General features: G+C 47.1%; 19 protein-coding genes and 1 riboswitch. Of the genes, 9 read left to right on the top strand and 10 right to left on the bottom strand.

Going from position 1 to position 19285, the window contains the following annotated elements:
• Positions 1 to 167: 167 nt before the first annotated feature.
• The 4 genes from R7V76_RS07960 to R7V76_RS07945 all read right to left on the bottom strand — a co-directional run bounded on the left by R7V76_RS07960 (position 168) and on the right by R7V76_RS07945 (position 5885).
• Positions 168 to 1058, bottom strand: a complete 891-nt coding sequence (locus R7V76_RS07960) for a diacylglycerol/lipid kinase family protein (protein WP_318091944.1) — start codon at positions 1056 to 1058, stop codon at positions 168 to 170.
• 117 nt (positions 1059 to 1175) lie between these two features.
• Positions 1176 to 2651, bottom strand: coding sequence for an alanine/glycine:cation symporter family protein (locus R7V76_RS07955; protein WP_318091943.1), 1476 nt, complete (start codon positions 2649 to 2651; stop codon positions 1176 to 1178).
• Between the two features lie 215 nt (positions 2652 to 2866).
• Positions 2867 to 4726 carry a ribosomal protection-like ABC-F family protein gene (gene abc-f / locus R7V76_RS07950; RefSeq protein WP_318091942.1) on the bottom strand — a complete coding sequence of 620 codons (1860 nt, stop codon included), beginning with the start codon at positions 4724 to 4726 and terminating at the stop codon, positions 2867 to 2869.
• A 277-nt stretch (positions 4727 to 5003) separates the two neighbouring features.
• On the bottom strand, positions 5004 to 5885 hold the full coding sequence (locus tag R7V76_RS07945; protein WP_012369838.1) for a DUF1002 domain-containing protein: 882 nt from the start codon (positions 5883 to 5885) through the stop codon (positions 5004 to 5006).
• A 191-nt stretch (positions 5886 to 6076) separates the two neighbouring features.
• A riboswitch (TPP riboswitch) is annotated at positions 6077 to 6182 on the top strand.
• A 74-nt stretch (positions 6183 to 6256) separates the two neighbouring features.
• Between R7V76_RS07945 and tenA the strand changes: the two genes are divergently transcribed.
• A complete protein-coding gene (tenA, locus tag R7V76_RS07940) occupies positions 6257 to 6952 on the top strand; it encodes a thiaminase II (RefSeq protein ID WP_318091940.1) in 696 nt (231 codons plus the stop codon).
• Between the two features lie 68 nt (positions 6953 to 7020).
• Here the strand turns inward: tenA and R7V76_RS07935 are convergent, their stop codons facing one another.
• Positions 7021 to 7794: a sporulation protein gene (locus tag R7V76_RS07935; RefSeq protein WP_290830238.1), complete on the bottom strand. Its 774-nt coding sequence runs from the start codon at positions 7792 to 7794 to the stop codon at positions 7021 to 7023.
• A gap of 116 nt (positions 7795 to 7910) precedes the next feature.
• Here R7V76_RS07935 and R7V76_RS07930 point away from each other — a divergent pair, with 116 nt between their 5' ends.
• The 6 genes from R7V76_RS07930 (at position 7911) to R7V76_RS07905 (ending at position 12752) form a co-directional block, all read left to right on the top strand.
• Positions 7911 to 9095: a class I SAM-dependent methyltransferase gene (locus R7V76_RS07930; RefSeq protein ID WP_318091937.1), complete on the top strand. Its 1185-nt coding sequence runs from the start codon at positions 7911 to 7913 to the stop codon at positions 9093 to 9095.
• A gap of 34 nt (positions 9096 to 9129) precedes the next feature.
• Positions 9130 to 9555 carry a BrxA/BrxB family bacilliredoxin gene (locus R7V76_RS07925; RefSeq protein ID WP_012369842.1) on the top strand — a complete coding sequence of 142 codons (426 nt, stop codon included), beginning with the start codon at positions 9130 to 9132 and terminating at the stop codon, positions 9553 to 9555.
• A gap of 302 nt (positions 9556 to 9857) precedes the next feature.
• Positions 9858 to 10634 carry a transporter substrate-binding domain-containing protein gene (locus R7V76_RS07920; RefSeq protein ID WP_318091936.1) on the top strand — a complete coding sequence of 259 codons (777 nt, stop codon included), beginning with the start codon at positions 9858 to 9860 and terminating at the stop codon, positions 10632 to 10634.
• 60 nt (positions 10635 to 10694) lie between these two features.
• On the top strand, positions 10695 to 11351 hold the full coding sequence (locus tag R7V76_RS07915) for an amino acid ABC transporter permease (protein ID WP_114596312.1): 657 nt from the start codon (positions 10695 to 10697) through the stop codon (positions 11349 to 11351).
• A 13-nt stretch (positions 11352 to 11364) separates the two neighbouring features.
• A complete protein-coding gene (locus R7V76_RS07910) occupies positions 11365 to 12087 on the top strand; it encodes an amino acid ABC transporter ATP-binding protein (protein ID WP_318092008.1) in 723 nt (240 codons plus the stop codon).
• A 59-nt stretch (positions 12088 to 12146) separates the two neighbouring features.
• Positions 12147 to 12752, top strand: a complete 606-nt coding sequence (locus R7V76_RS07905; protein ID WP_318091934.1) for an HD domain-containing protein — start codon at positions 12147 to 12149, stop codon at positions 12750 to 12752.
• Between the two features lie 45 nt (positions 12753 to 12797).
• Here R7V76_RS07905 and R7V76_RS07900 read toward each other — a convergent pair whose 3' ends face one another.
• From R7V76_RS07900 to R7V76_RS07885, 4 genes are all read right to left on the bottom strand, one after another.
• Entirely contained in the window at positions 12798 to 13511 is a 714-nt protein-coding gene (locus R7V76_RS07900) for a ZIP family metal transporter (RefSeq protein ID WP_318091933.1), read from the bottom strand.
• A gap of 151 nt (positions 13512 to 13662) precedes the next feature.
• Positions 13663 to 14427 carry a 2,4-dienoyl-CoA reductase gene (fadH, locus tag R7V76_RS07895; protein ID WP_318091932.1) on the bottom strand — a complete coding sequence of 255 codons (765 nt, stop codon included), beginning with the start codon at positions 14425 to 14427 and terminating at the stop codon, positions 13663 to 13665.
• 88 nt (positions 14428 to 14515) lie between these two features.
• Entirely contained in the window at positions 14516 to 15451 is a 936-nt protein-coding gene (locus R7V76_RS07890) for a manganese-dependent inorganic pyrophosphatase (RefSeq protein WP_318091931.1), read from the bottom strand.
• Positions 15452 to 15507: 56 nt separating this feature from the next.
• The gene (locus R7V76_RS07885; RefSeq protein WP_318091929.1) at positions 15508 to 16593 is read right to left on the bottom strand and encodes an N-acetylglucosaminidase; all 1086 of its coding nucleotides are present in this window, start codon (positions 16591 to 16593) and stop codon (positions 15508 to 15510) included.
• Between the two features lie 78 nt (positions 16594 to 16671).
• Between R7V76_RS07885 and R7V76_RS07880 the strand changes: the two genes are divergently transcribed.
• Both R7V76_RS07880 and R7V76_RS07875 read left to right on the top strand, forming a co-directional pair.
• The gene (locus R7V76_RS07880) at positions 16672 to 17625 is read left to right on the top strand and encodes an aromatic acid exporter family protein (RefSeq protein ID WP_318091928.1); all 954 of its coding nucleotides are present in this window, start codon (positions 16672 to 16674) and stop codon (positions 17623 to 17625) included.
• A gap of 228 nt (positions 17626 to 17853) precedes the next feature.
• The gene (locus R7V76_RS07875; protein WP_318091927.1) at positions 17854 to 18978 is read left to right on the top strand and encodes a M20/M25/M40 family metallo-hydrolase; all 1125 of its coding nucleotides are present in this window, start codon (positions 17854 to 17856) and stop codon (positions 18976 to 18978) included.
• A 57-nt stretch (positions 18979 to 19035) separates the two neighbouring features.
• Here the strand turns inward: R7V76_RS07875 and R7V76_RS07870 are convergent, their stop codons facing one another.
• Positions 19036 to 19215, bottom strand: a complete 180-nt coding sequence (locus tag R7V76_RS07870) for a hypothetical protein (RefSeq protein ID WP_318091926.1) — start codon at positions 19213 to 19215, stop codon at positions 19036 to 19038.
• Between the last annotated feature and the right edge of the window lie 70 nt (positions 19216 to 19285).

Here is a 19285-nt window from a genome sequence, read left to right as displayed (position 1 = left end):
TTTCATTGCAAGGTTATAGTTGTATAACATATATTGTAATGGATAATATTTCTTTTAGTATCTGAATTTGTTTTTATAAAAATAGAAATTAAGAGCCTTCTTTTAAAAAAACATTAAAAAACGTGACGATGCGCCAGGCACATCATCACGAATATAGGCAATAAGGATTACTTGGATGCAGGAGCGAAAACTGTTAAATGTTGACTTAAAACTTGGACTGTCACCGGCAGATGACCGGCTGTGTCACCGTCAGCATTAATTGGAAGACGTTCTTTTGAATCGATATGAACTTCTTTTGTCGTAAAATATTCGACTTGATCGGCATCGGAAATTTTTCCGGTCAATAATTTCGGTAAGGCCTGTAAGGCGTCAAAGAAACCAAGTTGTTTCACGATGAAGACATGTAACAGGCCATCATCAACACGGGCATCCTTTGCGAAGGATTCGAAACCACCGACAGAGTTAGTCAACGATATGATCAGGAGAGGAGTTTCACCGTCAAATGATTTTTCTTCCGCCGTGAGACGAATCGGATAGGGACTGTGATCCTTAAAGGCTTTTAATCCTTCGATGAAGTAGGCGACGGAACCGAGTGATGTTTTTTGTTCGACACTGACTTCTTCGACCGCTTCAGCGATTAACCCAACTGCGATGACGTTCATGAAGTAATGATCATCATATTTTCCGATATCGAGGGGGCGGGACGGGGCATCCTCTAAGACGCTGATGGCCTCCTCGGGATCCGTCGGGATGTGTAAAGCGCGTGCTAAATCATTGACCGTCCCGAGAGGTACAATTCCGAGTGTCGGACGATGCTCCTGTTCCGCGATACCAGTAATGACTTCATTGACTGTTCCATCCCCGCCCATGGCGACGACGGCATCATAGTGCCCGATTGCAGCTTGTGTAGCGAATTCAGTTGCATCGAGTTCTTTTTCTGTAAACCGTACATCGACTTCCGTAAACCGTTGAGCCAATGTTCCTTCCGCGAGTTCCGCATGTTTTTTACCGAGTTCTTTACCGGACGACGGATTGATGATGAGCATGACTTTTGACACAAATGATTCCTCCTTTAATTCTACCTGTTCCTATTTTCCCAAGATTGCATAAACATAATCCTGGACAGAAAAAAACCTTGGACATCGACAGACGTCATGTCCAAGGCAATCCTGAAATTAGCGACGGGCGATCGGCGGTGGGGAGGCTTCTCCTGCTGCCGGACGAACCGTTTCTTCTTCGTCCCAACACTCTGTATTCTCAATTCCAAGTGCTTTTGCTGAGAAGACAGGATCGAGTCCTTTTTTTCGTTGTTCCTGGTAATCATTGATGACTTTAAGGGCGATACCACCTAAGAGAGAGATAGCCGTCAAGTTGATCAACGTCATGCCTGCCATGAAGAGATCGGCGAAGCTCCAAACCATTCCGAGACTGAGGACAGACCCGATGAAAACAAAGGCCATTGTCGCAATCCGGAATCCGAAGACAGCAGCCGGACTGTTTTTGATGAATTCGATGTTTGTTTCACCGTAGTAGTAGCTGCCGACGATGGAACTGAAAGCGAACAAGAAGACACAGATTGCAATGAAAGCTGGAGCAATCGCGCCAAGCTGCTCACCTAAAGCATTCTGTAACATGGCGATACCTTCGCCGTTACCAGAAGCGTAGCTATCACTCAACAAGACAATAGCAGCTGTTGCTGTACAAACGATCAACGTATCAAGGAAAACACCAAGTGTCTGGAGGAATCCTTGTTTTGCCGGGTGCGAAACTTCGGCTGCCGCGGCAGCATTTGGTGCAGAACCCATACCGGCCTCATTCGAGAAGAGACCCCGTTTGACACCAAGTGAAATAGCTGCTCCGACAGATCCGCCGACGGCTTGTTCGATGCCGAATGCGCTCTTGAGAATCATCATGAAGACAGCAGGGAGTTCTGTGAAGTTCGTGACGACAACGAAGAGGGCAGCGATGAGATAAAGACCCGCCATAATCGGGACAACGACAGCAGAGAATTTTGCAACGCGGTGAACACCGCCGAAGATGACGAGTCCTGTCAAGACGACGAGGACACCGCCGATAACGGCTTTGTTGATCCCAAAGGCATTGTCAAAGGCAGCTGCAATCGTGTTCGATTGAACAGAGTTGAAGATTAAGCCGAACGTGACGGCGATTAAGATAGCGAAGACAACACCGAGCGCGCGGTTTTTTAAACCCTTTTCGATGTAGTAGGCAGGACCGCCACGGTAGGCGTTAGTTTTTGTATCACGAACTTTATAGACTTGGGCGAGTGTACTTTCAATCAAGGCTGTTGCTCCACCGAGTAGAGCGACCATCCACATCCAGAAGACGGCACCGGGACCTCCGAGCGTGATGGCAATCGTGACACCGGCTAAGTTACCTGTTCCGATCCGTGTGGCGGCACCGATGAAGAACGATTGCAACGAAGTGATGCTTTCTCCTTCATCATCCGTTGTTTTCTCATTTTTATCGAGTGTGACACGGAACATTTCTTTTAAGTACCGGAACTGAATGAACTTTGTCCGAATCGTAAAGTAGATGCCGACGCCGATTAGTGCCGCGATTAAAACATAAGACCATAATAAGTTATTGGCAAAATCGACTCCTGATTGTACTGCTTGCTGAAAGGCATCCATCTGAAAAATTCCTCCTAATGTGTTTTAGTAAAATGAATATACGCTAAATTATACGAATTTTCAGATAATAAGCAAGAGAAATTTTAAAACTTTTTTTCGTAGATTAACATGGTTAACTATTTAGAAAGTAGAGAATTTGAACTGTTTTTGAAAAATAAATGAGACCTGTCGATCTAGTCGACAGGTCTCAAATCATATAATGCAGGAGAATTGACTCATTCCGAAGCCAAAAATTGTTCGTATTGTGCATCGAGCTGTTGAACAAGCTGTTCACGGATAGAAAAAAGTTTCACCGTCTCTTCGTAACCCGTCGTTCTAGCAAGTTGCCGATCAAGCGTCGTCAGTTCCTGCTCCAATCGTTCAATCATCGCCTCTACTTGACGTGTTGTCTGTACTGGAATAGAAGGAGAAGATCGTTTTTTGTCCGAGACGACGGTCTTCGGTGTTTTTGCGATGGCCGGATGTGTTTGACGTTTTATTGACGCATAGGCATATGGACCGGGAAACAGCTCCATCGTCTGATCTAGCCAAAGGGTTTTCGTGAAAAGCCGATTCAGGAAATAACGGTCGTGCGAAACGGCGATCAAGGTCCCGTCAAAGGATTCAAGTGCTTCTTCGAGTGCATCGCGTGACTCGATGTCAAGATGATTGGTCGGCTCATCCAAAATCAGTACGTTCAAATCAGAATGGACCAAAATCGCAAGCATCAGCCGCATGCGTTCACCGCCGCTTAACGCTTCGACCGGTAAGAAGACGCGGGGTCCAAAAAACAAGAACTGGGCGAGACGCTGTCGCGCCGCTCCTTCATCAAGATCAACGGTTGCGCGAAAGATGTCAATCAGCCGTTCACCGGACGGGAAGTCGATATGTTGCGACATGTAACCGATTTTAACAGAAGGACCACGTGTGATCTGACCGCTTGTCGGCTCAAGTTGACCTAACAGGAGATGCAACAATGTGGATTTTCCACTTCCGTTCGCCCCGACGATGGCAATTCGGTCTTTTGCTGAAACTTCAAACGTTAGCGAATGAAACAGCGACTGTTCGGAGAAGAAGAGGCTGACGTCTTCTACGCGGTAGACCATCCGGCTCATCTTCCCGTGTGCTGTAAAAGTAAGATCGGGCGTCTCGGCTTCGAGCTTCGGACGTTTAATGCGTTCGATCCGCTCAAGTGCCCGTTCCATCGATTTTGCTTTGCGGAACAGCTTTTCGCTTGGGGGAGAAGCTTCATTGGCCCATTGACGGAGGCGGCGGATCGCATCCTTCATTTGCTTGATCTTTTTTTGCTGCTCCTGATAGGCATGGAATTGTTCAAGTAAAAGACGTTCTTTTTCCGTCATGTAGTACGTATAGTTTCCTTGGTAGAGCCGGACTTCACCATCTTCGAGTTCAGCGATGCTCGTCACGACCGTATCGAGGAAGACACGGTCGTGAGACACGAGTAGCACGGCACCGGCGTAGTGTGCTAAAAATGACTCGAGCCATTCGACGGCGTCCAGATCAAGGTGGTTGGTCGGTTCGTCAAGAATCAACAATTCGGGTTCACTTAACAGCATCCGTCCGAGACAGATTTTTGTTTGTTCACCGCCGCTGAGCTGATTGAATGGACGATCGAGTAACGAATGAAGCCGTAAACCGTTAATCATCCGGTCGACTTTAGACTCCAGTAAATAGCCGCCTTGCCGCTCGAATGCCTCGGTCACCTTTGTATACTGTGCAAGCAATGACTCAATTTGATCGGTTTTCGTTGCCATCTCTTGTTCGAGCCGGTGCAACGATTGCCGTAAGTCGAGCAACGGGGCGAACGCGGTCCACAGGACGTCAAGTCCGGTCATGTGGTCATTGTATACCGGCAATTGCTCCAAATAACCGATGGATAGCCCGCTTTTTTGGTAGATGGTTCCGGTGTCAGGTGAATCAAGCCGGGCCAGTAAACGCAGGAAAGTCGTTTTCCCGCTCCCGTTACGTCCGATCAAGCCGATGCGGTCGTGTGACTGGATAAAGAGGGACACATCCGTTAAGATATCGTCGCCTCCGAATTGTTTGGACAGGTGTTGGATGTCGCAGATCATCATATGAATTTTCCTCTCTGACGCATCAAAAAAGGAGAGCGCAAACAGCACTCTCCTTCACCAGTGGAAGATGCGCTTTGCTTTATTTTTCAAGTATAGAGTTCTTCAAAAAAGGACAGACTAGTCCCTTAGAACGCCATTCCATGAAAAATCGCGCGCAACAGATACAGTTGTTCCATCAACCAATGCTTACACGCAGCAAAACCCATCTCTCCACACCACCTTTTCTCATTCGATGACTCTATTTTACCATGCCGCTTGGAATGAAAGGAAGAGCAGATTATTTAAATAAACCGGCGATGGAATTAAAGAAGGCACTTAAGCCGTCAAACAGTTTGGCGAAAAATCCTTTTGTTTCTTCCGATGTCGCAAAGGACTGGATGTTTTGTCCGGCATCCTTCAGTCCCGTCTCAATCTGTCCCCAGTTAAGATCAGCTTTTTCCATTTGATTAAACAGACCGGTCAAGCGCTCCATTTGGGCATCGGACAGATTGATATTGTTATTTTGAATGACTTGGACGATGACATTCTCGATTTCGACTTTCGTCTCCGGTTTTTGCTTCGCGATTTCGGCTTTGATTTCGTTCATCAAGTCGGCGACTTTATCCGTCCCGACAGTTTTTCCGACATCTGATGTGACCGATAATTCTTGTTGGGCTAAATCTTTCCGTTCATCCGTCAGTTTGATACCGGTCTCACTTGACGTTTGATCATAGGCTTTCATGATACCGGTCAAGGCAGACGTACCGGTTACTTTATAAGGGGAAGTAATCGTAATGTCGGCATCGGTCACACCGGCCGTGACCAGCGCATTCAAATACATGTCTTTTGTGACCCACGTGATATTTTCGGTTGCGACGGACAGACCGTCGCCTTTTTCAGCCAATTCAATCTTGGCGGAGGAATACATATTGCCGCCACGCTGGGATTGGGGAATGTTTTTTCCAAGATATTTTTCCTCATCGGCAGACGTCGCGATGATCGGAGTGATGCCTTCCGGTGCATTGAGACGGGACAAGACCCATGCTTTATCCTTTGCTCCGAGCGATTCACCAAGTGTGATGATCGTTTTGTCGACGACCTGTTCGGCAGATGCGGCAGTAGGCAGTAATAACGTCGTGGCAAGTAATGCCGAAGCAGTCCATGTGATGGTTTTATTCATTGTCAGATTCCTCCGTAAGTTAAGTATCAGGTACTAATTTCAGTCTAATCGACCGGTGACGGAAGAGAATCGGTCTCAAGGACGAGCCGGCATCGACCTTCCGTCATGTTCATTGTACAGAAAAACAATGGAAAGAAGGGAGGCAGGTTCAGAATTGAATGAAATCATGTTACACTTGAAACAAATCAAATAGCGACCACTAGGGGAGTCAGTAGGCTGACTGAGACGACGGAGACGTGCGGACCCTTTGAACCTGATTAAGTTTGGACTTACGGAGGGAAGTGGCGTGACGGATCCTCTTTTTATGGTCTTTTCACGTCATACCTGATATCAGGTGTGGCGTTTTTTTGATGACAAAAGGGGGAAGAAATATGACATTCAGTGAAGAAATCCGGCAAGCGGCAGGACAGTATTGGGACAGCAGTTTTACGCATCCGTTCGTAACCGGTCTTGCAGACGGAACATTGCCGGAAAGGAAATTCCGGCATTACGTGCTGCAAGACGCCTATTACTTAAAACATTTCGCAAAAATTCAGGCCCGTGCCGCTTCTAAGGCACAGGATTTCGCGACGATTGCCGAGCTCGCGGAACATGCGACATCGACCTATGCCGCAGAACTCAGTCTGCACCAATCATTTTTTGAACCGCTTGGGATTTCGGACGAAACATTAGCCCGGTTCGAGCCAGCACCGACCGCATACGCCTATATTTCACATATGCACCATGCGAGCGAAGGGACGCTCGGGGAGACGATTGCTGCCATCTTGCCGTGTTACTGGCTCTATTATGAAATCGGACAACAGTTACAGACCACTGCACCAGCTTCACCGATTTATCAACAATGGATTGCGACATACAGTTCGGACTGGTTCGAGCGGGTGGTCTTTGAGCAAATCGACCGTTTAAATGAATTGGCAGCGCAGGCAAGTGACCAAGAACGCATCCGGATGAAGCAGCATTTCGTCAGAAGCTGTTATTACGAATTGATGTTTTGGGAAATGGGCTGGACGGAAGAGACATTTGAAAAAAGCCTGGCACAGATTATTACAACGACATCATTGAAATAAGACGAGACAACGTAAAAACACCGGATTCGCTTGTTGGCGGATCCGGTATTTTATATAGAAAAGATAAATCAGCTGTGGCGTTCAATCAAATCTGCGAGGCGTTGTTTCACCAGCGACGGATTGGTTAACTCCTGATTGGATAATGAAAGTTTCGTCATCGTTTCGTCCGTACCCGCCATTTCGCTGAACAAAGAACCGAGGCTGTGGGCACGACGGTCGATTTGAAGAACGATATCGATTCCGGACCGGTCCTGCAGCAAGATGACTTCGATTTCATCCAGTTTATGCGCATAATGCGTGCCGCGGGCAGAATATTCGAGTTCCTGCGCGATCGGTAAATCTTTTCGGAAGCGGCCCGGTAATTTTTCTGTATCTGCTTTTTTTAAGCGGAATCCGAGATCTTCCATCGCTTCCAGAATGACGGATTGATAGTCGTTTGCCTTGACGACGACCGCATCATGATCGGACGGATCGACCGCTTGCGCGATATCAAGACCGGTCTCGATCCAGGATTTCGATTGACTGACGGAGAGGGGGGTATTAAAAGGAACCTGCAGCGTGAACGGAATTTCGCGTTCGACACCGGCTTCGATCGTAAACGGTGCTTCATTTAACACAAACCGATCCAGTGTGAACGTCGTGAATGTCTTGCTGTCCCCAACTTCCTGTTTGTACTGGGTGTTGAAGGCGAGATAAATCCGTGCGATTTCCTGATCGACGTTACCGCCTTTGATATGGACGACTCCTTGAATCGTACCGCCGGGTTCACAGTGTTCTTGCTCGAGGCGTGTGTCGACCGTTGCGGCACCGATACCGATTTGGGAAAGGATTTTTTTAAACATGTTGTGTTCCTCCTTAAATTAAGTATGACGACTGAAAAGAAAGCTGACTTGCTTGTCGAACACGGATGAATTTGCTACAGTTTCGAAAGACCAAACAAAAAAGGACGGGACGATACGTGGAACTACATCAATTAAAAGACTTGCTCACGGAAAAACTGCAGGCGACTTCACTCATACACGCGACGATTAGCGCTCCGCGTCTGAAATCAAATGATCTCCGCCGAATCAAGATAAAACCGATTCTACTTAGAGATACGTATGCAATCCAATTAGAGTTTCAACATGAACGGATCATTAAGCATGAGAATTTAAGTATAGAAGAATTTATTGTAAGAATGGACCAATTCTTTGACGAATTCCGTCAATTTTTATTCCGGTTCGAAACGGAAGAAGTCCAGTTTCAACTCTCGAAGAAAATGAAAGTCTCTATTAAGACGACCGTCAAAGAACCGATCCAGGCAGAGTTGTCTCATAACCGGAAGAAAAGTCACTTGTTAGAAGATGGTGTACCGGTGCCGTTTTTAATCCGTTTAGGTGTCATGACGGAAGAAGGACAGGTCAAACGCCAAAAATACGACAAATTCAAACAAATCAATCGGTTTCTGGAATTCGTCGAAGACAGTATTAGCGTGTTGCCGAAAGGACGTACATTACGGATTTTAGATTTTGGATGCGGAAAATCGTATCTGACGTTTGCTCTTTATCATTACTTGAAGATCGTCAAAGGTTTTGATTTAAATGTCACCGGTCTTGATCTAAAAAAAGAAGTCATTGAGGACTGTGCGGCGATCGCTGCTGATTTAGGGTATGATGATTTGTCCTTCCGTGTCGGTGATGTCCACGATTACGACCAGGACACAGAAGTCGACTTGATGGTGACGTTACATGCCTGTGACGTCGCGACCGATGTCGCACTTGCCCGTGCCGTTGATTGGAACGCATCAGTGATTCTCAGCGTTCCGTGTTGTCAAAAGGAATTAAACCGTCAACTGGATTGTTCACCGCTTGACGTCATGCTGCAACATGGGTTGATTCAAGAAAAGTTTGCTTCACTCGCGACGGATTCGATTCGGGCCGAGTTATTGACACTTGTCGGATACGAGACGCAATTGCTTGAATTCATCGATTTAGAAAACACGCCGAAAAACATCCTGATTCGGGCTTACAAAAATCCGAAACGGCCAACAGAAGAAAAAATCGACCGGTATATCGCTTTTCGGGAGCTGTTGCATGCAAAGCCGTATTTAGAACGTGAATTGAGCGGCAGACTTGGACAGATTTCATCGAAACTCGTACAATAAAGAAGACAACGAATTAAAGGGGGAAACAAATACAATGGATTTCCAAATGTATTTTGAAGATGTCGTTCAAACGGCACGTAAAGAAGCAGCGGCAGCCGGTTTTGAAGAATTAACAACGGCTGAGAGCGTTGATGAGGCAATGAAACGCGAAGGACTGACGCTTGTCCTCGTCAATTCGGTTTGTGGATGTGCCGGCGGTATTGCCCGTCCGGCAGCTGCCTACGTCAACCGTATGGAAGGTGTCAAACCGGATCATTTCGTAACGGTATTTGCAGGACAAGACCGGGAAGCAACCGATCGGGCCCGTGAATACTTCGAAGGATATCCGCCGTCATCGCCATCATTCGCTTTGATGCAGGATGGAAACATCTTGTCGATGGTCGAACGGTTTGATATCGAATCGTTTACAGCGGAAGAAGTCGTCGAGAAGTTAGAGTCATTGATTGAAATCTACGCTTAAGTAAATCAAAACCTGCCCCTGCTTGAGGGGGCAGGTTTTTTTATGAACATCGTCCGTTGAACGAAAGTCGTTTGTCCTAAAATAAATGTAAGCGTTATCAAAACAAGTGATTACTCATCAAATATGAATAAATCCGTATTTTATGCAATTTTTATAGATTATTATGCTTTACAATGAATAAATATTCGTATATTCTAAAAGCAATAAATCAGGTCGAACTTTTTAGTATTGAATTAGAAAAAAACATAAGTCATACTATTGTTAAAGTTCTGACAATTGAGCGTTGGAAGGGGAATTTATTGATGAAGAAATTAGCAGCAACGGCAATGGCAGGCATTCTAGCAGTCACAATGGCAGCATGTGGCGCTTCGGAGGAATCGACAGGGGATACGACAAAAAAGAACGATAAAGTATTGACGATGGGAACGTCAGCGGATTACTTCCCATTCGAGTATATCGATACAGCAAAAGGTGATGACATCGTCGGATTTGATGTGGCAATCGCCAAAGAAGTCACAAAAAACCTCGGATATGAGTTGAAAATTGAGGACATGGAGTTCGGCAGTCTGCTTGGAGCGCTCAGTGCGGGACGTGTTGATTTCGTCATGGCGGGAATGACGCCGACCGACGAGCGGAAGAAAAACGCCGACTTCACGGATATTTATTTCCAGTCCAAAAACCTGGTCATGACGAAAGATAAAGCGATCACGTCAGATGACGAATTAAAAGGCAAGAAACTGGGTGTCCAGCTCGGATCGATCCAGGAAGCGTTGGCGAAGGACCGTTACAAAGACAGTGAAGCTGTTTCATTAAATAAAATTCCGGAAATCATTCAGGAGTTGAATACGGGCCGGATCGACGCCTTGATCATTGAAGACGCCGTCGCTGTTAAATACATGAATCAAGATAAAGCATTAAAAACGTACGAAATCAAAGAAGACGGACCAACCGGTTCTGCCGTCGCCTTCAAAAAAGGAGACAAAATGCGTGACGACTTCAACAAAGAGTTGAAGAAGATGATCGACAACGGCGACATCGATAAACTCGCGGAAGAATGGTTCCAAAAAGAAGCAAAATAAGAGTAGTGCATAGGGGTGGGGGTAACCTCATCCCTTTTGTGCGACGTTAGGAGATTGGTTATGATAGACTTTACAAAGATTCAAGATTCAATCCCATATATTCTGCAAGGAATTCCAGTTCTATTTCAAGTCGTCATCGTCGCCGCGATTGCCGGTATGCTGATCGGAATCGTCGTCGCGGCATTAAAAATTACGAAAAACGGATTTGTTCGATTTATCGGTCATGCCTATACGGCAGTTTTCCGCGGAACGCCGCTCATTCTACAGCTGGCGATCATTCACTTTGGGTTACCGCAGTTGACGGGATATGTGACGACGGGTTATCAATCGGCGGTCATTGCCTTTTCTCTGAACTCCGGTGCCTATATTTCAGAAATCATCCGAGCCGGTATTCAAGCTGTCGACCGCGGGCAATGGGAAGCGGCAGACGCGCTTGGGATTCCTTACATGAAACAGTTACGGTCGATCATCTTACCGCAAGCGTTCAAAAACATCCTGCCGGCCCTCATGAATGAATTAATCACCTTAACAAAAGAATCAGCATTGGTCTCAACGGTCAGTGTGCTTGATGTCATGCGCCGGGCGCAAGTCGTCGGGGGAGAAAAGGCTTTGTATTTTGAACCGTTATTGTTTGCCGGATTCATTTACTTCGTACTTGTCATGGGATTGTCCTTGATTGGTCAACAAGTCGAAAAAGCTATGAGAAAGAGTGGGTAATCAGATGGAACCTATGATTCAAGTTACTGATCTATATAAGCAGTTTGGAAAATTAGAAGTCTTAAAAGGCATCACGACGACGGTCGGACGGGGAGAAGTCGTTGCCGTCATCGGTCCGTCGGGATCCGGGAAATCAACGTTCTTACGATGCATCAATTTGTTGGAACAGCCGACAAGCGGCACGATTAACGTCGATGGGTTTGAATTGACGAAACAGAAAGCAAACATCGCCAAGGCCCGTCAAAACATAGGCATGGTGTTCCAACAGTTTAATCTGTTCCCGCATAAATCGGTCCTCGATAACTTGATTTATGCACCGATTAACGTACTTGGCCTCTCGAAAGATGCAGCTGTCAAACGGGCGGAAGTCCTGCTCGAACGCGTCGGTTTGGCCGAAAAACGCGACAACTTCCCGAACCAGCTGTCGGGTGGTCAAAAACAACGGGTCGCGATTGCCCGGGCGCTCGCGATGGAACCGAACGTCATGCTGTTTGACGAGCCGACATCGGCCCTTGACCCGGAAATGGTTAATGAAGTACTTGATGTCATGAAACAACTGGCGGAAAGCGGAATGACGATGGTCATCGTCACGCACGAGATGGGCTTTGCAAAAGAAGTTGCAGACCGCGTCCTGTTCCTCGATGAAGGCATTTTGATGGAAGAGGGCAGTCCGGTTGAACTGTTTGATCATCCGAAAACCGATCGCGCCAAAAAATTCTTGGAAAAAGTGTTGTGACGAAAAGCGCTGACTCGATTCAACGAGTCGGCGCTTTTTTAAGACAGAGGAGGTAGAGTATGGGAAACGAAGAAACGGAACGGTTTGTCCAAGAGTTTCATGCCGCTGATTTTTCCGGACATGACTTTGCCCACATCGAACGTGTCCGGAAGATGGCGTTACGGATTTCAGCAGCTGAGGGAGGCGACGCACGCATCATTGAACTCGCTGCACTCCTGCACGATGTAGCAGATGATAAACTCGGCGGAACGAGTGACCGCGTCGATCAGTATTTGCGACCACGCGTCTCGGAACAGGACCGACTGCATATCCTCGACATCATCAACAGTTTATCGTTTAAAGGGGGTGATCGTCCGCCGATGAAGACACTGGAAGGGAAGATTGTCCAGGACGCGGATCGCTTGGATGCGATCGGTGCGATTGGGATCGCCCGGACATTTCAATTTGCCGGTCACTTTAAGGAACCGATGTATGTACCGGGACTGGCTCCCCGCGAGCCGGGTGACCGGACAGGGACGACAAGTGCCTTACATCATTTCGATGAAAAATTATTCCGCTTAAAAGATTTGATGAATACGAAGACAGCGAAGATCATTGCTGAAGATCGTCATCAGTATATGTTGGAATTCGTCGAACGGTTCAAACAGGAATGGAACGGTCAGTAATGATAAAAACAGGGATCCGCTCCATCAGGAGCAGATCCCTGTTCGTTAACTTAAGATGACAGCTGTAATCAGACCGAGGGAAGCGAACAGACCAACGATGGCTCCGCCTTCCTCATGCGCTTCCGGCATCATCGTCGAAGCGAGCATGGCAATGATACCGCCGCTGGCGAAGGCACCGATCATCGCAAACTGCATATCCGGTAATTCTGATAAAATCGAATACCCGGCAAGAGAAGCGAGCGCGGAAATCAACCAGACGATTCCCCACATGACCAGGATTTTTTTCTTCGAGAAACCGTCTTTTTGTAAGCCGGTCGTACTCGACAAACCTTCCGGGATGTTACTGACGAAAATGGCTGCGACAAGTGCGGCGCTGACATTTCCCGATAATAAACTGGCACCGATCATGATCGATTCCGGAATCGCATCAAGAATCGTTCCGAAAAAGATGGCAGTTCCTGTTCCTTCGTTTCCGCCGGACGACCGTTTCCGTTTACTGGCCCCACGTGAGGAAACAAACATGTCAAAACCGGTGAACACGAGCGAACCCACGATGAACGAGATGCCGACAATCTTCGTCGTGGATTTATTTAAGGCTTCATCCAATAACTCAAACGTTGCCGCCCCGATTAAAATCCCTGTTCCAAACGACATCACGTATCCGATCAACCGTTGTTTAAGAGGGAGAAACAAACCGATCAAAGCTCCGATGACGACGGCTCCGCCAGCGATTGCCCCCCACATAAAAGCGATTCCCATGTAAATATCCTCCTTAACCCTTTTCCCTATCTGTATTACTATTTTCCTAAAAAAATGATTGATAAACATAGCTAGTTGAAAAAGCAGGAAGGACAATCCGGAAACGAGGAAAAGCGCCTCTCGCTGAAAAGACGAGAGGCGCTTTATATGATCAAAATGGTTGTTTATTTAACCAATGCCCACCATCGAGGGCAATACATTCCCCGTTTAAATAACTCGCTTGATCGGACAACATCCAGGTCGCCAGTCCGGCGATCTCTTCCGGTGTGCCGAATCGGCCGAGCGGGACGTTGCGTCGAATCCGTTCCGCATGTTCCGGCGACATGGCAAGTTTATCGGCTCCGCCGGTCCGTTCAATCGGTCCTGGACTGATTGCATTGATGCGGGCTCCGTATTTGTATCCCCATTCGACAGCAAGTGTTCGTGTCAGGTTCAGGACACCGGCTTTTGCTGCAGCACTAGGTGCGACACCGGCACCTGCCTGCCACGCGTATGAGGCAACGATATTCAAGATTTGTCCGCCCGATACGTTGTCTTCCTGCCAGCCTTTGACGAGGGCATGGGAACAGTTGAATGTCCCGTTCAAGACGATATCAATGACCGTTTTCCATCCGTTCGGCGAGAGTTCGTCCGTCGGACAGATGAAGTTACCGGCGGCATTGTTGATGAGGGCTTCCAGTTGTCCAAACTGTTGCCGGGTTTGATTGACGGCAGCGATACAGGCATCCGGATCCCGGACGTCCATTTGAATGACACTGTGGTTTCCGTCAATCGCTTGTAAATCCTGATCGGTTTGCTGCAACCGTTCGGCATTCCGACCGGTCACGACGACATTCCACCCGGCCTCTTTTAAAGCGATCGCCATCGCTTTCCCCATTCCGCTCGTACCACCTGTGACAAGTACTGTTTTTGCCATTTCCAAAACCCCCTTATAAACTGAATGAATAGCCATTCAATATAAGTATTCAAAAAAGAAGGAGTAAACTCCTTCTTTTGAACAGAAATTATTCGACGGCTGCTGCCGTATTGGTCAAGACCGGAACAACTTGTTTTTTCCGTGAAACGACACCTTCGAGATAAAGGAGATGGTTCGTTGCTTCAAGACCGAAGGCCCGTTCGACAAGTGAGGCTTCAGGTCCGAGGACAAGCGCCACCGAATTGTTCGTCAGGATATCAGTGACGAGTAACATGTACAAATCTAAATCTTTTTCGGCGATCAAAGCTTCGATCCGAGTTTCGAGTTCTGCCTGACGAAGCAAAACTTCTGCCGTGTCGACCGTGTTTGCTTGGGCAATCTCGACTTTGAATGGTCCCATTGAGAATTCTTTTGCATCAAGTGAGATCAGCTCATCGACGGTTTTCTTCGATAGATCAGCACCTGCTTTTAACATGTCGAGACCATAGACGTTGGCATCGACACCGGCAATCGTCGCCAGTTCACGTGCGGCTAAAACGTCTTGCTCCGTGCATGTCGGCGATTTAAACAATAATGAGTCGGAAACGATGGCTGACAACATCAAACCGGCAATTTCCGGTTTGATGGCAACACCGTGTTCTTTGTACATTTTGTTTAAGATCGTCGTCGTACAACCAACTGGTTCCGCACGGTAATAAACCGGATCGGATGTCTCGAAGTTGGCAATCCGGTGATGGTCGATGACTTCCGTCACTTTGACGGCATCGATATCATCCGCGCTTTGTTGACGTTCATTGTGGTCAACAAGAATGACGTGTTGTGCTTCTTTTGATACCTCCGTTACGAGGCGGGGACGAGCGACTTTAAAGTAGTCGAGGGCAAATTGTGTTTCCCCGTTGACTTCACCAAGACGAACGGCTTCAGCATGAACACCGAGCTCTTTTTTTAATTCGGCATAGGCGATGGCCGATGCAATCGTATCCGTGTCCGGATTTTTATGACCAAATACTAAAACTTTTTCCATGTGTATTCACTCCTAAATGATTGATGTCTCGCCCATTAGTGTACCATAAGTCCGTTTTAGACGGCGTTCATTTTCAAGAGGATGCCGGCGATTTTTTCGCTCCAATACGGATCGGAAGCATAAAAAACGTTCATTCCGCGTGCCTTGTTTCCAAGAAACGAACCGCGGTAGTATTTCCCGTCTTTCGAAAGGTAGTCGCGGGCAATGAAGCGGCCTGTTTTCCGGATGGAGTCTTCAAACGAAGTATAGGCCGTCGCATTTTGACCGGGAGCAATATCCGTTGCATTGACTCCGAAAAGATTGAACTTGTCTTTTGCGATGTCCGACCGTCCGTAATCGGACTCGTGAATCGCATGGGCAAGCAGATAAGCCGCATTGATTTGATAGGTGCGTTCGACTTGCTTAAAGGTCTTTCCTTTCCCGATCAACGGACTGTCGGGAGCATTTTTTTTAATGTAGGCATCGAGTTGTTTGGCTGTCAAAGCGGTCGGTTTCCGTAAATCCTGCGTTAGTGTTTTCGATTCAACGTACTGCATCGTTCGGTCATCTAACGACGCCGGGGCTTCACCGGCTGTAATCAAACCGCCGAGTCCGGCATCGGCGACAATATAATGCAACAGACGGTCGCCTCGCTTTTCGTAATAGGACCGGTTACTGGATTGTTCGAGCGGATAAAGAGTCAGCCGATCGGAAGCAACGTAACCGGTCAGACCGGCAATTTCAACCCGGCTGACAGAATCTGTGTATGAAAGCAGGGAAAGACGGCTGCCGGGAGCAACATACGTGTGTCGTTTTTTGAGAGCGCGATCGGTGTAGATATTCAGCGTCTGATTCGGATGGACGATACCGATTCCCCTGCCGGTCAAATAGATATAACGTTCATCCGCTGTCCGTTTAATGGCACCGGGACGCCCGTCGATAAAAGCTTTCGCTTTTTCGGCAGAATCGAATTCCTCTTCCTGGATGACTTTCCCGTCCCGGTATAGTTCCGCAACATAGGGGGAAGCCGGAGGAAGAATGGTTTGAGGTTTGTCCCGTAACAACAGGAACAATCCGCAACCGAGTAAGAAAAAAAAGACAAGCCCCTTGAAGGAACCCGTTCGACGGACCGGTCGGGTGGGGCGAATCGTACGTTTAGTCAAAAAATCACGTCCTTCAAAAAAATCAATCGACAACCTGGGTAAAGAATAGGTAACCTAACAAAGAATGGAGGGAAGTCTGTGTTTATCGGATATCGAACGTTAAAGACCGCTGTCGCAGCGGCACTGGCGATGTGGATTGCGGAAAAGATGCAACTGGATTACTACGTCTTTGCAGCCATCATCGCCATTTTGAGCATTCAAGCGACAAGAAAAAAATCATTCCGGTCGTCGTATGAACGGATCATGGCGTCCATTCTCGCAATTGGACTTGGTTTTGTCATCTTCGAAGTCATCGGCTATCGTCCGATTGCAATTGCACTTTATTTCATTTTATTTCTTCCACTGACGCAACGCCTCCGTCTGCAGGACGGTTTTATCACGAGTGTCGTCATCCTGACCCATCTTTACGTCGCACAGCAATTGAATCTGACCATCTTTTTAAACGAAATTTATTTGTTGCTGATCGGTGTCGGTGTCGGACTACTCGTGAACATGTATATGCCGAGTCTCGACCGGACGATTGCCGAGCGAAGACTGCAAATCGATCAACGGATTGCTGCCCTGTTCTTCGAAGTCGCAGCAGCGATTGAAACGGGATGGATCAATCGGCATTCGTTGACACTGCACGAGACGGAACGGCTGTTGAAGGAAGGAAAGGATGCTTCGCTGAAACGGATGGGCAATGCGATCGGTCGACGAAATGACGATGAAGACTACCTGTATTTCCGAATGCGTGAACAACAGTTTGAATTATTAAATGGAATCGTCCGCAACGTCGATGATTTGGTTCTCGTCGTAGAAGAAGGAAAAAAAGTCGCCGGCCTGTTCCGGACAATTGGTGACAATGTCCGACCCGATGCCGACGCAACGTTATTTTTAGCGGAACTCGAACGACTGCTCGAAGAGTTTCGCGAGTCACCGCTCCCGAAGACACGGGATGAGTTTGAAGTCCGGTCCGCTTTACTGCATATGTTGCAGGAAGCGGAGCAATATTTGCAATTAAAGCAACGATTCGTCGATCAAAAGAGATAGAACATCGTCGAGGCAAAAGTGCCCAGCAGGAAAATCGTCAAAATCGTAATCGTCGTCCACTTAATGATTCGTTGTTGTTTTGATGGTTTTGCCATAAAAAGAACGCTCCTTTCATACTGCCATTGATTATAGCCATTGTACAAACAACGCTTGCGAAGTGCAAATCTGCCTATAGATGGTATACTAAAAAAGCGCTAGATGAACTGAAAAAACGAGGAGGAATGCAACATGGTTAATGAGCAACGTGTGCTCGACACCTTTTTAGAACTGGTCCAGATTGATTCGGAATCAAAAGAAGAGGCACAAATTTGTGCCCACTTGAAAGAGACGTTTACGACACTGGGGTGTGACGTATTCGAAGATGACGCTTCATCTAAAACCGAACATAAAGGAAACAACTTAATCATTACGCTTCCGGCAACAAAAGACGGTGTTGATAAGATTTATTTCACTTCCCATATGGATACCGTTTTCCCGGGACAAGGAATTAAACCAATCATCGAGGACGGTTACGTTAAAACTGATGGAACAACAATTCTTGGAGCAGATGATAAAGCGGGGCTCGCTTCTTTAATCGAATTGGTCCATGTTCTGAACGAAACGAACCAACCGCACGGGAAAATTCAATTCGTCATCACGGTCGGCGAAGAATCAGGCTTAGTCGGCGCCATGGTTCTCGATCCTTCGAAGATTGATGCAGATTACGGTTTTGCTTTGGACTCGGACGGTAAAGTCGGAGACATCATTACGGCTGCGCCAACCCAAGCGAAAGTAAATGCCAAAATTTACGGCAAAACCGCGCATGCCGGTGTTGCACCTGAAAAAGGAATCTCGGCTATCACGATTGCAGCAAAAGCGATTGCCAAAATGCCGCTCGGCCGAATCGATGAAGAAACGACGGCGAATATCGGACGCTTCAGCGGTGGTGGTCCATCGACCAACATCGTATGTGATTATGTTGAAATCTTTGCCGAGGCCCGCTCACTCGTTGCACCTAAAATGGAAGCTCAAACAGCGAAAATGAAAGCGGCGTTTGAAGAGGTTGCCGCTGAATTTGGCGGACGTGCCGAAGTCGAAGTTAAAGTCATGTATCCTGGTTTTAAATTTGAAGACGGTGATCAAGTTGTCGAGGTTGCGAAAGCAGCGATTACACAACTCGGTCGGACACCACGTCTCTTGCACTCTGGCGGGGGATCAGATGCGAACGTGATTGCCGGTTTCGGTATTCCGACCGTCAACCTGGCTGTCGGCTATGAAGACATTCATACGACGAATGAAAAAATGCCGATTGAAGAGCTCGTGAAAACAGCAGAATTGTGCGTGACGTTAGTCGATTACATCACAAATAAATGATGACAGACTAAAAAGAGTGTACCGCGACATTGCGGTACACTCTTTGTTCGTTTACGATTAAGTTAATTGAGGACGTTCGACAAATTCCATCGACTCCAGAATGAGTTCCTCGGTACAGAGTAAAGTCGTTGCGATTTCTTGAAGTTGAATCGATTTTCCGTATTGTTGCCGATAGTTCTCGTTTAATAAACGAGCGGCTTGTACGACACGTGCATAAGTCCGTTCGATTTTGGTCATGGAAAAACCACCTTTCGAATCAGTATAGGCCCATTTTAACATGCTTCGGACCGAGAAAGGTGTATTTTAT

Origin of the sequence: Exiguobacterium artemiae, from assembly GCF_033342815.1 — a bacterium.
GTDB lineage: Bacteria > Bacillota > Bacilli > Exiguobacteriales > Exiguobacteriaceae > Exiguobacterium_A > Exiguobacterium_A artemiae_A.
Note: the sequence above shows the minus strand (reverse complement) of the source record. Positions and strands in the feature narration are given on the sequence as shown.